General features: G+C 42.2%; 12 protein-coding genes. 8 read left to right on the plus strand and 4 right to left on the minus strand.

Features of this window, described 5'->3' with window-relative positions:
* Positions 1 to 29 precede the first annotated feature (29 nt).
* Together CXF95_RS28615 and CXF95_RS28620 are read left to right on the plus strand one after the other, a co-directional pair.
* Complete coding sequence (locus CXF95_RS28615) at positions 30 to 935, plus strand: hypothetical protein (protein ID WP_101201790.1); 906 nt, start codon at positions 30 to 32, stop codon at positions 933 to 935.
* 156 nt (positions 936 to 1,091) lie between these two features.
* Complete coding sequence (locus CXF95_RS28620; protein WP_232788096.1) at positions 1,092 to 2,924, plus strand: tetratricopeptide repeat protein; 1,833 nt, start codon at positions 1,092 to 1,094, stop codon at positions 2,922 to 2,924.
* Here the strand turns inward: CXF95_RS28620 and CXF95_RS30170 are convergent.
* Entirely contained in the window at positions 2,921 to 3,343 is a 423-nt protein-coding gene (locus CXF95_RS30170; protein ID WP_198556751.1) for a hypothetical protein, read from the minus strand. The two genes, CXF95_RS28620 and CXF95_RS30170, sit on opposite strands and share 4 nt — an antisense overlap.
* A 51-nt stretch (positions 3,344 to 3,394) precedes the next feature.
* On the minus strand, positions 3,395 to 3,586 hold the full coding sequence (locus CXF95_RS30175; RefSeq protein ID WP_198556752.1) for a hypothetical protein: 192 nt from the start codon (positions 3,584 to 3,586) through the stop codon (positions 3,395 to 3,397).
* Between the two features lie 244 nt (positions 3,587 to 3,830).
* Between CXF95_RS30175 and CXF95_RS28630 the strand changes: the two genes are divergently transcribed.
* Positions 3,831 to 5,009 carry a benzoate/H(+) symporter BenE family transporter gene (locus tag CXF95_RS28630; RefSeq protein ID WP_101201792.1) on the plus strand — a complete coding sequence of 393 codons (1,179 nt, stop codon included), beginning with the start codon at positions 3,831 to 3,833 and terminating at the stop codon, positions 5,007 to 5,009.
* Positions 5,010 to 5,012: 3 nt separating this feature from the next.
* Positions 5,013 to 5,675 (plus strand): GntR family transcriptional regulator, encoded by a 663-nt coding sequence (locus CXF95_RS28635; protein WP_232788097.1) that lies wholly within the window; start codon positions 5,013 to 5,015, stop codon positions 5,673 to 5,675.
* Positions 5,676 to 5,692: 17 nt separating this feature from the next.
* Here the strand turns inward: CXF95_RS28635 and CXF95_RS28640 are convergent, their stop codons facing one another.
* On the minus strand, positions 5,693 to 6,904 hold the full coding sequence (locus tag CXF95_RS28640) for an alanine--glyoxylate aminotransferase family protein (protein WP_101201793.1): 1,212 nt from the start codon (positions 6,902 to 6,904) through the stop codon (positions 5,693 to 5,695).
* 149 nt (positions 6,905 to 7,053) lie between these two features.
* The gene (locus tag CXF95_RS28645; RefSeq protein WP_101201794.1) at positions 7,054 to 9,021 is read right to left on the minus strand and encodes a choline BCCT transporter BetT; all 1,968 of its coding nucleotides are present in this window, start codon (positions 9,019 to 9,021) and stop codon (positions 7,054 to 7,056) included.
* A gap of 288 nt (positions 9,022 to 9,309) precedes the next feature.
* Between CXF95_RS28645 and CXF95_RS28650 the strand changes: the two genes are divergently transcribed.
* The 4 genes from CXF95_RS28650 (at position 9,310) to CXF95_RS28665 (ending at position 16,465) form a co-directional block, all read left to right on the plus strand.
* The gene (locus CXF95_RS28650; protein ID WP_101201920.1) at positions 9,310 to 11,982 is read left to right on the plus strand and encodes a TonB-dependent receptor; all 2,673 of its coding nucleotides are present in this window, start codon (positions 9,310 to 9,312) and stop codon (positions 11,980 to 11,982) included.
* 121 nt (positions 11,983 to 12,103) lie between these two features.
* The gene (locus tag CXF95_RS28655) at positions 12,104 to 14,116 is read left to right on the plus strand and encodes a sulfotransferase (RefSeq protein ID WP_101201795.1); all 2,013 of its coding nucleotides are present in this window, start codon (positions 12,104 to 12,106) and stop codon (positions 14,114 to 14,116) included.
* Positions 14,117 to 14,222: 106 nt separating this feature from the next.
* Positions 14,223 to 15,782, plus strand: coding sequence for a HAMP domain-containing sensor histidine kinase (locus CXF95_RS28660; protein WP_101201796.1), 1,560 nt, complete (start codon positions 14,223 to 14,225; stop codon positions 15,780 to 15,782).
* Entirely contained in the window at positions 15,779 to 16,465 is a 687-nt protein-coding gene (locus CXF95_RS28665; RefSeq protein WP_101201797.1) for a response regulator transcription factor, read from the plus strand. Before CXF95_RS28660 ends, CXF95_RS28665 begins: the two co-directional genes overlap by 4 nt.
* The last annotated feature ends 13 nt before the right edge of the window (positions 16,466 to 16,478 follow it).

The raw sequence follows: 16,478 nt of genomic DNA on the forward strand, positions 1-16,478 counted from the left end.
TGTTAACGGGTAAAACCAAGGAACCGTGCATGAGTTGGTTATTAAAAATTGTGGTGCTGTGTTTAACGCTTGGAGTGTTCTCATATTCCTATGGGGCGGATAGCGTTAACCTGCTGGTAATGATAGAAGACGCGGATAAAAACTCCATCCCTAGGGGTAGTCGTATTAATAAGCGAGTTCATGCCAGTATCAGTCAGCAACTTAATCACATCGCTGATGTGTATGATGAAACGAGCATCACTTTAGATAGGTTTAAACAAGGGCGTGTGCGTCGTACTGATGCGGAACTGTTTGACATCGCGCGTTCAATCACTCGGCCCCCCATTGATATAGTGGTGATACTGAGCACCTATGCATCGGTAACCACTAGCGATTATGCAAAAAAGGCCCGGGCACGAGTTGCAGGGCGTTTGTTAAATGCTAAGTCTGGAAAATTATTAGATAACTTTGAAGTGCAAAGCCCTCGAAGTTGGGCAATACCCTACGCCTGTGACAAACAAACTTGTATTCTTGAAGAAATAGGTGATGAGGCCAAAGTCTTAGGTGACGAATTAGGTATGATCTTAGCTGAAAAATTGAATTGGCTTCTAAATCCAGATACAGCTAACGACGGCTCTGCCTCAACACTAGAAATGTTCAACGACTACTACCTAGAATTTGATGGTTTTAGTGCACAGGATATGGCACGCATTGAGGAGTATTTACTGGTGTTTTCGGGTTACATTTCCCATCGCCCTACACAGCAGCGCCATACCCGCACCACTTTGCTATATCGCTCCACTATTGGCACTGCAAAACTCAGTAGAAACATGGTTAAAGTGTTGGAGGAGTTGAATATGCGAGCCACCCTTAATTTCGAAGGTAACGCGTTTAATGTAAAACGTATTACCCTAAGGGGTGAAAACACCACTCGGGATATTGCCGATGGCTGGTAATATGCCTGTTTTGCAAATACTGCGAAAAATGCAAAAAATACAAAATTTGTTTTCATTATTTTTAATAACAGAAAAATAACCAACACGAGTAATCTTAAAGCAACTATGGCGCGCACTATTAAGCTCAAAAAAAACAGACCACAAACAGGCTATATATTGGGTCTATTTTGCCTATTGGTACAAATGAGTGCTGCCGCTGAACGCTGGCAAATTGTGGTGTTGCCAGATACAAACTACAACACACCCAACGCACTCCCCACACTTGCAGACTATCACCGCACTATTTCCCAAGGCCTGACCATCGCTTTAACTAACGCTGATTTTGATGTGCTTAATTTACATTATTTAGGCTTACCTAATTGTATGCTCGAAGACTGTTCCACTTTGAGCGACCAAGCCATTCAACAAGCGGCCAAGCGTTCTGGCAAAGAAGTGAATCTCGCCTTGTTGTATCAACTCAATGCATTTAAACAACGTCAACCAGCCTCTCAAAAATGGTATTTTAGTTTATCTGGGCGTTTATTGGATTTACAAAGCGGCGCTCAACAAGACGCTTTTACAGTGGATAACTGGGTCAATTACCCAACCAAAAACTGCATAGGTGATTGTTTGAGTATGTGGGTAAACCAAAACCTAAGTTTACTGGCTCAGGACTTAGGCACGGTACTCAGCGAAAAGCTCGAGGCATTGCCAAGGCGTTTTCACTATAGGTTAAACATAAATGATTTCAATAGCGCCGAAATACAACAAATCGATAGTTATTTAAAAAACATCGATGGTTATGTAGCAGACCTACTATTGAGTGATTCGCAAAATACAAATCTAACGCCAAGCCAAAATATAAACCGCTCATACCAATACATATCCGAGCTAACAGCTTCTGAGTTAGACGATAAGTTAGAAAAACTGAACAGGCAATATGCTCTGCCACTCACGTTTGAATACGATAATACACAACGTCAGTTCGATATAATTCGTACCCAACAAACTGACCCATGGGGCACATTTAGCCAATTAATTACGGATCTATTTCCCAGTTCAGAGCAGAAGGTTGCACCGTTACCAATAACCCAAGAGCCTTCACCGCTAACGGTTATGACTGAGTCACAACAACTTGCAGCCGATGAAAATAAAAAAGCACTCAGAGATCAGCAAATGTGGCAACAAGCTAGCGGGATCAATACATCGGAGAGTTACCAGCAATACCTGACTATTTGGCCTCATGGGCAACATTTCATACAAGCAAAAGCAGCCATAAAAGCGTTTCAGGATGACAAAAACAGCTGGCAGCAGGCATCAAATATAAAAACCAGCCATGCTTTTCAGCAGTATTTAACATCAAAACCCACAGGTAAATATAGAATCCAAGCTAAACAGCAATTGGCTCTGTTACGAGAGCAACAACAGCGAGAACAAAAACAACAAGAAAACAAAACCTTGGCAGATGATTATTATTATCAGCAACAAAACTATCCTGAAGCTTTATATTATTACCAACAAGCCGCAAAGCTTGGAGATGTGTCGTCTCAATACCTATTGGGGAAAATGTATGCAGATGCAAAAGGTACCGAGCAAAACATGCGTCAAGCAGAAAATTGGTATACACAAGCAGCCAAAGATGGCCACAGTAAAGCACAGGCAACACTGGGTTTTATGTATTCAAAAGGTAATGGGGTCAATCAGGACTATTCTCAGGCAGTAAATTGGTATCAAAAAGCAGCACAACAAGGGCACGTGAATGCCCAATACAACCTAGCTTACCTGTATTCACTTGGCCAAGGTGTGGTAAAAGATTATCAACAAGCTGCTTATTGGTATCAAAAATCGGCTAATCAAGGCGATGCCGATGCACAAAACAGCTTAGGAAAACTCTACGAAAGAGGCCTAGGCGTTACTAAAAACTTAGTCAAAGCAAAAAAGCTTTACCAACAAGCTGCCACCCAAGGCAACCAAATCGCCCAGCTCAATCTACAAATGTTGAATAATTAAGGCTTGCGAAATTTCAAGGTCATCCGAGTAGATTCACTAATAGCCATGTATTTGCCCTTTAATTCTGGGTTATCACTGCTGGTAGCAAAGCTAGGAGGCAATCTCCATACTATGTCATCTGCTCCAGGCATGTCTGCTGGGTTCAGATTGACGTCGCTACTATCAACATATTCGAACCCAGCGTCCTGCATATGTTTAATAACGAATGCTTTTTTGAGATAACCTTTTGAACCATTTGCCCATTCATCAGAGGCGTCATCTGGAGCGAGGTGTTGCACGACTCCCACTATGCCGCCTGATTTTAATGCTCGGAAGGCCTCTGCAAGGCTTTTGGTTAGGTATTCCCCGTCACTGCCTAAATATGGCAACAAAATTTTGCTATACCATCCTCCACCAGGCAAGGCTTCAACAACTGTCATATCGGGTTTTATTCCAAAAAACTCAAATACTTGTTGCGGGTGTCTGGCTGGCTATCGCGCCTGAGTTTCGGCTGGCTGCATAGTCAATACTTTAACTAATTCTGTAGCTGAATGAGTGGCTTGCTCTGCCTGCAGTGTAACAACAGCAGCGGTTTCTTGTGCTTTTGTTTCTGACGCAGAATTACAACCAGTCAGTGCGCTGAGTGTAGTAAAAGCGATAAGTGAATAATAAAACATTTTCATGACGGCACTTTTTATTATATGGGTAATTCTAAATTTAACATCAAATAATACAGAGTCAGCATAGAGATACCGAAGTATTACAGAAAGTTACAAATATTAGAGATTATGGGGATTATATTGATATGGAACAGAGCAATATCAATACAGTTTTATTCTATTTTTTTACACTCACACTAGAATCAGACTTCAATCACATCCAGATCCATGTTAAATTTTGTATACATTTTAAAATTTGAATACAAAAATGAAGATCAAAAGCTTTATTTCAGATCTCAGCCTATCCGCCATAAGCGCTGGTTTTATTGCGGTATTAGTAGGCTATGCCAGTGCTTGGGTGATTGTGTATCAGGCCGCTATTGCCGCTGGCGCTAGCCAAGAGATGATTGACTCTTGGATATGGGCTTTGGGTATGAGTATGGGGCTGGGTTGTTTGGGGTTATCACTTTATTACAAACGCCCCATCATCATTGCTTGGTCAACGCCAGGTGCAGCATTGCTGGCCAGCACACTCGGTGGTAATAGTATTGGCGAAGCCATCGGAATTTTTGTATTTGTTGGACTTTTGACCCTGCTAACAGGTCTGTCTGGTTGGTTTGACGCTTTAACTAAACGTATCCCTTTGCCATTAGCGTCAGCCATGTTGGCTGGTATATTAGTCCAGTTTGGGTTGAGTATTTTCACATCATTACAAAGTGACCCGCTTATGGTGGGGATCATGCTTGTCACTTTTTTATTCGCTAAGAGATGGTTACCTCGTTACGCGACAGTTGCGGTGCTGATTGCAGGATTTATATGTGCCTACTCCTTTAACTTAATTAACTTAGAGCAAGTCAGATGGTCGCTGGCAATGCCAGTGTGGACATGGCCAGAATTTAACTTGAGCTTATTAATAGGGGTGGGCTTACCGTTATTTATTGTGACTATGACCTCGCAAAATGTGCCGGGTATAGCTATTTTACGTGCCACTGGCCATAGCCAAGCACCGGTATCACCTATACTCAGTTGGACTGGGGGATTGAACCTGTTGTTTGCGCCTTTGGGGGCGTTCACTTTAAATTTGGCGGCCATCACCGCTGCCATATGCGCCAGTGAAGAAGCTCACCCAGATCCTGATAAACGGTATATTGCAGGTGTATTTACAGGCTTATTTAATATATTGGCGGGTATTTGTGGTGCCACTGTGGTGAGTTTATTTGCAGCTTTCCCTGCTGCCATGATTGCGGCGTTAGCTGGCTTGGCTTTGTTAGGTATCATTGGCGCTAGTTTACAATCGACATTCGAGCAACCAGACTACAGAGATGCGGCCTTGATCACCTTTTTAGTCACCGCCTCAGGGGTGTCTTTTTTTAATATCGCGTCAGCATTTTGGGGTATAACCATTGGGCTTGGCACACTGGCCATCAGCCGTATTGCGAGAAGATGATTTATGACTGATAAACTTATAAATGACAAACAGCCTGCAGAAGCCTTGTATCAGCAATTAAAACAAGATATCCGCGATAATAAGCTGCCTATAGCGAGTCCTTTAAAACAACAACAACTGGCAGCTGACTATGGGGTCAGCCGTATTCCTATACGTGATGTTTTGCAGCGTTTAAAAAATGAGGGTTGGCTAACACAAAGTGGTAAACGTGGGGTTATGGTGCACCCATTAAGCGCTACCGAAGCAGAGGATTTATACATTATGCGGATGTATCTAGAGCCACTTATGCTGAGTCACGCCATGCCAAAACTCAATCACCAAATTTTGGGAAGAGCCACAGATATTCTAGAACAACTCGACCAGCCAAAGTTAAGCATTGCCCAATATGGTGATTTAAATTGGCAGTTCCATGCCTGCCTTTATCATGGGGCTAAAAGGCCAACATTGTTCAACAATATAGCCAACCTACATCAACTTTGTTCACGTTATATTGGCTTTCATTCAGTTGAACTAAACTACAAAAAAACCAGTCAACAAGAGCATTACCAGCTATTAGACGCAATAAAAGCTAAACAACTAGGCAAGGCCAAAGGCATTTTAAAGCAGCACATTAGTGAAGCAGGCAAAATACTCGTGGCCTATCTGCATAAAAACCTGCACTTTTAACGTTTATAGAGAATATATTAAATTTGATCGATAAAACCGTGTTGATCTAACGACCCCTCTAATGCTGCCATACCTGCTGGTAAATCAAGTTTTTGACCAAGTACATTAAAACTAGCACCAAAGGCGTGTAAGGTGCGGAACAAGTTGTGGGCGCGGCATTGTTCGCCCATTTGACCAATACGTACGATATTGGCTCCAAACGAACCGGATATTTCAACTTTGTAACGTTTAGACATAGTGCTGAGTAATTGTTTTCCTTCCACCCCATCAGGCACTTTAATACCCACAACGGAATTCAGGCGAGCGGCAGGTTTAACGTAAAGCGTGAGGCCCATCGCTTCAATCCCTGCTTGCAAAGCTTGTGAACTACGTAAGTGGCGGTCAAACCTTACTTTTAAGGTTTCTGTGCACACCAACCTTAAGGCTTCGTGGATCGCTAAAATCCCAGAAACAGGAGCGGTGTAATGATACGCTTTTTTATACCAAAATTGATCAGCCAATTTAGCGTCTAAACACCAATGACGCAGTTGGTCTGAACGCGACTGAATGTGTTCCCAAGCTTTGCTGGAAAAGCCAATTAAAGATACCCCGGGAATACAAGATAGACCTTTTTGTCCCCCGGTAATCACCGCATCAATACCCCACTCGTCCATATCGAATTCCATCGTACTTAAGGTACAAACGGCATCGACAATCACTAAACAGTTGTGGGCTTTTGCCGCAGCTGCGATAGTGGCCAAGTTATGATTACAAACCGTACTTGATGTTTCGCCCTGCACTATGGTCAATACTTGCGGTCGATGCTGTGCTATATATTCGGCAACTAATTCTGGGTCTGCACTTTGGCCTTCTTCTACCACTAAACGCACAACATTTGCTTCAACACGTTCAGCCATTTCGGCCAATCGATTACTGAAAAAACCATTACATACACTGAGCACTTTACTACCCGGCACAACCAAGTTCGCCACAGCCATTTCCATTGCCGCAGACCCTGGACCCGCCACACCTAAGATATGACCCGTTTCAGTCTGAAATACATAACGAGACATCAACTTAACCTGCTCAATAATCTGCGCCATTGTATCTCCCAAATGATTGATAACAATGCCATTGGCAGCAGCCACTCTAGCCGGAATCGGCACTGGCCCCGCCCCCATCATCAGCAATGGTTCTTCGGGTAAAATACTGTCTAAAGACAAAATACCTTTGGGCGACTTAATACGCACATTTATTCCTTCATATCAATGGATTGGATGAACGTTGGGAGTATATTAAAAACCAACCATGCTCGGCGATAATTTCTGCAGCGGGCTGCCGATCCTTTATATAATATCTATGCAAATTAGCCTCAGCAGAAAATACCGAGGCTAGTATATCAACGTAATACATGCAGAAAATGCTGATGTTTATGATATTGGTCAATTACATCATTAATAATGGTCTGTTTCGACCAGCCCATAATATCGTAATCTTGCCCACCTTCGGCTAAATGCACCTCTGCACGACAGTAAGTATGCTCGTCGGTACTCACAAGTGATTCCTCATTATCCGGAGAAAAACTAGGTTGCAGGTATTTTTCACACTTTACCCCAAAGACAAAAGAATGCTCACTGCCGTGTTGAACATTCAAACTCAACATACCTGATTCATTCACAATCTCAGATTCAACTTGATTACTAGCCAATTCTAGACTGACCTCCTGTAAAGCGGGTCGTACAGTAGTATCAATAAATTTTGTTACTGTTATTTTGTTAGGAAATTGAATAATAGACGACAGTCGCTGTTCCCAACCACTATTGGTCGTGGATGGATGAGGGTGCAAGTTCATCGTCAGGCTGGCCTTTTTATGGTTTTCAATACGTAATGCTTTTATCAGCCCCACCATTGAAATCAACAAAATAATGGCAAAAGGTAAGGCCGTGGCAATAGTCATAGTTTGCAGAGCATTTAGACCACCGGCGGTCAACAATATAGCCGAAACAACCCCGACACCTACAGCCCAATAAATCCGTTGCCATACGGGTGTATCGTTTCTTCCATGGGAGCAGAGCATATCCACCACCATTGCGCCTGAGTCGCATGATGTGACAAAAAACACAATAACCATCAAGGTGGCAATAAAACTCAGAAACCCTTGAAACGGAAAGTTTTCCAAAAACAAAAACAGGGCAACAGGCGCATTGGTGCTGACCATGTCGCCTAATTTATCTACACCCTGCGTATAAATAAGATCTATTGCAGAATTACCAAATACTGTCATCCAGAATAACGTAAAAGCAGTGGGGATAACCAAAACACCAATAACAAACTCGCGTATCGTTCTGCCCCGTGAAATTCGCGCAATAAACAGTCCAACAAAAGGTGCCCAAGCAAGCCACCAGCCCCAATAAAAAATAGTCCAACCACCAATCCAATCAGTTTTGTCATAGGCAAATAAATTAAAGGTATTACGCACAATATCCGACAGGTACGCTCCAGTATTTTGCACATAGGCGGCAAGCAAAAACACAGTGGGTCCTAAAATTAGAATGAATAGCAATAATGCAATAGCCAGGATCATATTCAATTCTGACAAGCGGCGTATGCCCTTATCTAAGCCAGTTGCCACTGAGACAATTGCAACAGCGATAATGCCTATCATTAAATAAATTTGGACAGGTATCGACTCTTCTAAGCCAAACAGATAATTTAGGCCTGAGTTAATCTGCGCAGCACCCAAGCCTAGCGATGTAGCGATACCAAAAACAGTACTCACCACAGCAAGAATATCCACTGTATGACCAGCCCAGCCATAAATGCGGTCACCAATCATCGGATACAAAGCGGAGCGTAATGTGAGGGGTAAATTTAATCTAAAACTAAAATAGGCTAATATTAATCCGACAACCGCATAAATTGCCCAAGCATGTAAACCCCAGTGAAAGAAGGTCATTTTCATCGCTTCTCGAACTGCGTCGGTGGTGCCTTGAGTTGCGGTAGGGGGTGATAAAAAGTGCATTACAGGTTCGGCTACACCAAAAAACATCAGCCCAATTCCCATACCTGCAGCAAACAACATTGAAAGCCAACTAGGCAAAGAATAGTCAGGTTTACAGTGATCGGGGCCAAGTCGTATATCACCAAAGCTAGAGAAGCCGAGATACAATACAGTGATAAGAATGATCGCCACCGTCACCACGTAAAACCAACTACCATTTTCAATAATGGTGTTTTGTAAGTCAGTAAAAAAAACATCCGCCGTTTGTGGCGCTATCAATGCAAACAGAACCAATACTAAAATCGATAAGGAAGAAAGATAAAAAACGGGTCGGTTAAGGTGTTGATCTATACGGGTTAGAGCCACTTATTTAAGCCTGTAAAACAGTTTATCAGAACACAATATAACCTATCCCATGATTCTTTTAAACTCGCAATATAATTAGGGTGCTACGCATTAAATTTATCTTCGCTTTTGGCAACGCTGGGAATCACTTTAGAAATAGGCCTACAAGTATGTTATACTGACGGTTGCCGTAGAGAAAAAAAATCGTATTGAAATTAAATATTGTAAGCATTGGGTCTAAGAAAAGTATCATCCCTTGGCAGTGCATACAAAAGACACAAAGGGTCTTAACACATGAACAATACACATATGAACAAAACTAAAATTAGCTGTGCCATAGTCACAGCACTGGCACTTAATCCTGCAATAGCACAAGAACAAGCTCAAGAAAAAACAGCAAAAGCACAAATAGAAACCATTCAAGTTACCGCCACTAAACGAACCGAATCAATACAGGAAATACCCGTATCTGTTTCTGCTTTAAATGGTGAAGCACTAGAAAACCTAGGTGTGGAAAGCTTTACTGACTACGTGGAATTTCTACCAAACGTGGTTTTCCAAGGCACAGGCCCCGGTCAAAATGAAATTTATATCCGAGGTGCCGCCACCACACAAACCAATATCTCAGTGTCCTCAGTACAGGCATTACAACCGTCGGTTGCGTTTTATCTCGATGAACAACCCGTTTCCATGCAAGGCAGAAACTTAGACGTTTACGCTGCAGACATGGAACGAATCGAAGTACTGCCTGGTCCACAAGGCACACTCTTTGGTGCAAGTTCACAGTCAGGCACAGTGCGTATGATCAGTAAAAAACCTGATCACTCTGGTTTTGCTGCTGGCATGGATGTGAATATCGGTAGTACTAAAGGCGGCGAAATGAGTAATTCCGTTGAAGCTTATATGAATTTTACGCCTACCGATGAGCTGGCACTTCGCGTAGTCGCTTACAATGACAAACAAGGTGGATGGATTGACAATATCCTGAATAAACCTGGCGAAGGCGGCTATATTGGCAGTGCTGTTGTTATCGACAGAATATCAGGTGGTCCCCTTAGCGACCCACAAAACACGCCTGTTATTTCACCTAAAAATGGCAAGTTAGTAGAAGATGATACCAACGATGCTATTTATGCAGGTGTTAGATTTGGGATGTCGTATTTGATCAATAACGATTGGTCATTGTTGGTGCAACACACCGCTCAGTCTCTTGAAACCGAAGGCGTGTTTTCTTACGATCCTAACCTTGAAGGTGAAAGCTCTGTTAACCGTTTTACACCTGAAGACAATGATGATGAGTTCGGACTCACTACTTGGACGTTGGAAGGCCGTTTAGACAAGCTTGACGTAGTCTACACAGGTGGTTATTTAGACCGTGAAATCAGCTCTACTATCGATTACACCGGTTATACCAACGGCGGTTTGTTCTCAGCCTATTATGTATGTAGCTATGGCACTTATAATGATGGCAACGTTGCTCCAGAAGATGAAGTCTGCCTAGACCCAACTAAGTATTATAAAGAAAATACAGATACTACACGTATAACGCACGAGCTTAGATTCAACACCGATGTAGACAACGCGTGGCGTGTGACTGCTGGTATTTTCTATGATGACCAAGAGCTTGGAACTGTGGGGCAATTCAACATTGCCAATACAGATTTAGGCGCGTTCAATAATTTAGGTAAATTTCTACCAGGCTCTGAAGGAATTAACAGCAACGGCGGACCGTTTGAGTCAGGTGTTAGTTTTGTCAATGACGTCACCCACACCATCGAACAAGTGGCCGTATTTGGTCAGGTTGAATACGACCTTACCGATAAACTAACCGCTTCTTTGGGCGCACGTTGGTATCAAATTGATGACATATTTAAAGGCTCAACAACCAGCACTGATGTGAGCCGTAGAATTGCTGCCTTTGGCTCTCAAGACCCTGCAGAATTAGACTTAGCAACGGGTGATGGCCCAGGAGTTCTTCAAGCAGCTATTGCAAGCGGTCAGTTGGACGTAAGCTTATTAGATGATAGCGGCACATTAACAGTCGATGATACTATCTTTAAAGCCTCGTTAGATTACAAAATGAATGACGACATACTGATTTTCACTACCTATTCAGAAGGATTTAGACCACCGGTTACTAATCGTCAAGGTGGTGACCTTGCGAGTAATCAAAGTGGTGCATTTAATGGTTTCAGAATCCCAGTTTATTCCACTACCGATAGCCTTGATAACTTCGAGATAGGCATGAAAGGTGACTTTTTAGATGGTATTTTAAGGGTCAATGCCACGGCTTTTTACTCTGAAATTACCGACTTACAAACGTCACGTTATGACCCAACCAACATTAGCTTTTTAGTCTTTACCGATAATGTGGGTGATGCCGAGATAAGAGGCGTAGATGCTGATATTACATGGTTAGCATCAGACAACTTAGTCATCAACGCGGCCTTTAGTTTATTGGATACAGAATTAACCCGTGTTAACGCTGAACTAGCAGGTATTGCACCAGGAGTAGGTGCACAACTGCCCTATTCAGCTGAGTTTTCAGGTAATATCCGCGCCCGTTATTATTTCGAACTTGATAACGGTTACGACGGTTATTTCAATGCCTCTGTCAGCTACACGGGTGACCGTTTAGCCGGAATGTCTATGGATGCTTACGTTACCGAAGACGCTACACGATTGATTTACGGTACTGGCTCAGGCTTACCTATTCAAAATGAAGCCGCCACCTATGACGGCACCTCATTTAAAGACTCGAATGGCGATATTTTCCAGGGTGGACGTTACATTCAAGAAAGCTATGCGATTGCCAATGTATCTGTTGGCATCACTAAAGACGACTGGAAAGCCGAGTTGTATATAGATAATCTCACTGACGAAAGTGCTGTGTTATACATCGATACTCAGCAATTTACGCCAAAGGTTGTGACTAACCGTCCTCGCACATTAGGATTAAGACTGTCTTACGATTTCTATTAAGATAGACTTGAAGTGACTAATAAAGGCAAGCTTTCAGCTTGCCTTTATTTTATGTATTGAAAAATCGCGCAGCAATCACAATTTGATCGTAATATAGAATTAAATCATCTGGAGGTAACACGTGGCAGAAAACGTCAGTGAACAAAGTAGCAAAAACCACATCAAAATTGACGATGTCAAACGTGCACTTCAATCAGGCGACACAGACAACGCCATATCACTTGCAAAGCAAGCACTAGACAACCTAGAGAACTCTTTAGAAAACACTCAAGAAAATACCCAAGAAAAAGTTGAAACATTATATATTCTGGCCGTTGCCCAGCGCACTAAAGGTTTGATTGGTGAGGCCGTTGAAACAGTTAAAACACTCATCGCAATTGATCCGAATCAGGCACGTGCCCATCAAGAAAATGGCTATCTATCTCTTAGTACAGGCAATAAACCCAGCGCTGCAACAGCGTTTGCAAGAGCCACTCGCCTTAATCCTGCATTGTTATCCAGTTGGCAAAAATTAGCTCCTCTGTACGGTGAACTGAACCATGGTGAAGCGCTGAAATTCGCTACACAACGGATCGAGTACCTTACGCAACTGCCAGTTGAAATTCGTGGCGCTCAAGATCTTATGTATGAGGGAAAGTTAGGTATAGCAGATAAAGTATGTCGACGTTTTTTACAAACTCACAAACATCATGCTGAAGCAATGCTGCTGCTGGCTGAAATTGGCATCAGGTTAAAACTTTATCATGAAGCCGAATTTCTGTTGGAAAGCTGCGTTGAAATACACCCAAGCTATGAAGCCGCAAGAGCCGAGTTTGTGCAATTATTATCTAAGTTAGGCAAATTTAGCCAAGCCAAACAACAAGCCGAAATTTTACTAAACGAACACCCTGATAATCATCAATATCTTGCAGCAAAAGCCAGCGCTATGGTGGGAGTAGGTGAAGTTGAACAAGCTATCAGCCATTATCAGCAAGTCATAAACGACGCGCGTAAAGAACTTCCCGGTATACAGCTGCTACTTGGACATGCTTACAAAGCAAACGGCAACATTGAACAAGCAATAGCGGCTTATCAACAAGCTTACAAAATTCGCGCTGACTTCGGCGATGCCTATTGGAGTTTAGCCAATACTAAAACCTATCGATTTACCGACAACGAACTCAACCTGATGAAGGCTCAACTGGATACAGTCGGTATAGAACAAGACGACAAAGCCCACCTTGAGTTTGCGCTGGCTAAAGCCTATGAAGACCGCAAACAATTTAACACTGCTTTTAGCTATTATCAAAATGGCAATACTTTAAAGAACCAGCGTAGTCATTATTCACAAACAAAGTTGAGCGAACAGATTGAGGCACAAAAATCGGTCTTCACAGCAGACTTTTTTAAAGCACATAAAGATCTAGGTGATCAAACCCCTGACCCCATTTTTATCGTTGGGCTCCCTAGAGCAGGTTCAACTTTACTTGAGCAAATACTGGCATCTCACTCCCAAGTGGATGGCACCATGGAGCTACACAATGTAATGGGACTAGCAGCAAGATTAAGTGGCAGTAAAAGCGGCTACCCACAGGTTGTTACTGAAATAGACCATGAATACTTCGCCCGTTTTGGTAAACAGTTCATTGACGACACGCAGTGCTACCGACAAGGAGCTGCATTTTTTATAGACAAGATGCCGAATAATTTTATGCATATTGGTTTAATCAAAACCATGCTGCCCAATGCCAAAATAATTGACGCGAGGCGTGAGCCTATTGCTTGTTGCTTCAGTGGCTATAAACAGCTATTTGCTGAAGGACAGGAGTTTTCATACGACTTAGACAATCTTGTTCACTACTATCAATCCTACCAATCCTTAATGACACACTGGGATACAGTTCTACCGGGCTTTGTTTTAAAGGTTCAACACGAAGACGTGATAGATGATCTGGAGACTCAGGTCAGGCGCATATTAGATTTTTGTCAATTGCCCTTCGAATCATCTTGTTTGCATTTTTATAAGACCCAACGCACCATAAAAACCCCCAGCTCAGAGCAGGTTCGTCAGCCAATTAATTCTGATGCCAGAGAACAATGGAAGAATTTTGAGACACACCTCACTCCATTAATGCATGCTTTTACAGCTAAATAGCCTGACAGGGAATTCAGCATGAATAGATTAATTAATTTTGGTCTATAACTAAACATAGATCGTAATATTCTTGCTAAGAGTTCACTACTATTGAGATCATCATCAGATGTATAAACACAAGCTTTTTTACTTTGGGCTTACCACTGCTTTTATATTACTTGTAGCATTAACCTGTACCGCCATCTCTGCCCATCTCACCCGCGAAAACCTCAAACAAAGCACTATCGCTCAATCATTACTGGTTGAGCACCAACAGCTTTCAAGCATTTCCTATCGATTATTCAAACAACTCACCGATGAAGTTATATTCGGTCAGAATGCGAATCAAGCCAATGTTCGCAACAAACAAACGTTGATTGCGCAGTCATTGACCAATATCAGAAAGTTAGAGTTACAACAACGTGAAGCTCTGGGGGTCGATTTTACACAAGGTAGTGTCGAAGATACCGACGAACTTGAGCAACTCCTATATGAAATTATTAAGGAATTTAAACTAGTGGTGGTGAGTATGAGCACCGCCCCTCTTAATCAGCAAGACAGACTGCGTAGTTTGTTGGAAGTGACTATCGACGACCAATTTAGGGAGGCAATAAACTCGGCGGTGTCTCGCCAAAGTCGAGTGGTTGCTGCGATAAACGCCAAAATTGATACCCTTAATACCGCTATGGTGTGGTTTACTATTGGCCTTGGTGCGTTGTCTTTGCCTCTGATTATTTATGGTTGTTATTGGTTATTCTATCAGCTTTACCAACCGTTAATCCTCATCAGAAATGCCACAAATGCGATAGCATCTGGCCAATATCAACAACCTATTTCAGAAAAATTAGATGATGAATTCCAAGAACTTGTGGTATCGATTAATCAACTCGCGGCTCAGCTTCAGGAGCACAAGGCGAATGAAACCAAATCAAGAAAACACCTAGAGTTCACAGTAGAACAACGCACCAGTGAGCTCACTAATGCCAACTTAAAGCTGACAAAAATCGACTCCCGGCGACGTCAGTTCATAGCCGATGTGTCCCATGAGTTAAGAACACCACTGACTATTATTCGTGGCGAAGCACAAGTCACCCTGAGGCTTAAATCAGCTTGCGAAGAAGATTATCAAGCCACATTAACCGCTATATTGGAACAATCAGTCAACTTAAGTAGGTTGGTGGATGACTTACTGCTGTTGACGCGAGCCGAAATGAACCAATTAAATTTAGAGGTGGAAGCCACTAAAATCAAACCGTTATTACATTCTGAGGTATTAAAATGGCAAAGGCGTCATCAAGAACGCAATATTTCTTTAATGACAGACTTAATCTCTGACGATACTGTAGTGATCATTGATGCCCCCCGCATTCATCAGGTCTTATCTATTCTTATGGATAATGCGACTAAATATTCACCATCAGATTTACCACTAGTGGTGAGTGTGAAGCAGAACAACACCTTCATTGTTATTTCTGTAAAAGACGCTGGTAAAGGCATTTCGGCTACTGAAATTGAAAATATATTTGAACGCTTTGTGCGTTTCAGTAAACATAATGAAGGCCTTGGATTGGGCTTGCCTATTGCCAAAGCAATTATAGAAGCCCATGGCGGACAAATAACCGTAGAATCGGTTCAAGGTGAAGGCTCAACTTTTTCCGTGACATTACCCATAGAACAAGCCAAATGAAAATTTTATTAGCCGATGATGAAAAGCCCTTATTAAACTTTTTAGAACGTGGATTAAGAGCAGAGGGATATGAATGTGCGACCCTAAGTGAATTGCACGAAGTGTTACCTTTCATCAACAAGCATGGTCCTGAAATTGTTGTGCTTGACCGACTCTTTGGCTCTGAAGATAGTTTAACTATTGTTGAGGCCATAAAAGCTCAGGCCTCTCCCCCCATGATCTTAATGTTAACCGCATTAGATGACGTCAGCGAACGGATAAATGGATTACAAAAAGGTGCAGATGATTATTTATGTAAACCCTTTGATTTTGACGAATTACTAGCGCGTATAGCCGCCCTTCGTAGGCGTGCAGATAAACCCACACAATCATCTAAACAGACTTTGAGTATTGGCTCTCTTGAATTGGAAATGGATGAACGTATTGCACGAATAAACGAGATAGAAATACCTCTAACTAAAATAGAGTTTGAATTGCTCGTTTATCTAACAGAAAACCAGAAAAAGGTATTATCTAGGGAACGGATTTTAAGTCGGGTTTGGCAAACTAAAAGCGATCCTCAGACAAACATTGTGGATGTTTATATTAGTCGCTTAAGACGTAAATTGGATGGAGATCCAGAGATCACCATCCAAACGTTACGAGGCAATGGATATAGGCTTGGATTAATTAACCAAGCCTAATTGCCCTAGTCTG

The organism is Paraglaciecola sp. MB-3u-78 (assembly GCF_002835935.1).
Classification (GTDB): domain Bacteria; phylum Pseudomonadota; class Gammaproteobacteria; order Enterobacterales; family Alteromonadaceae; genus Paraglaciecola.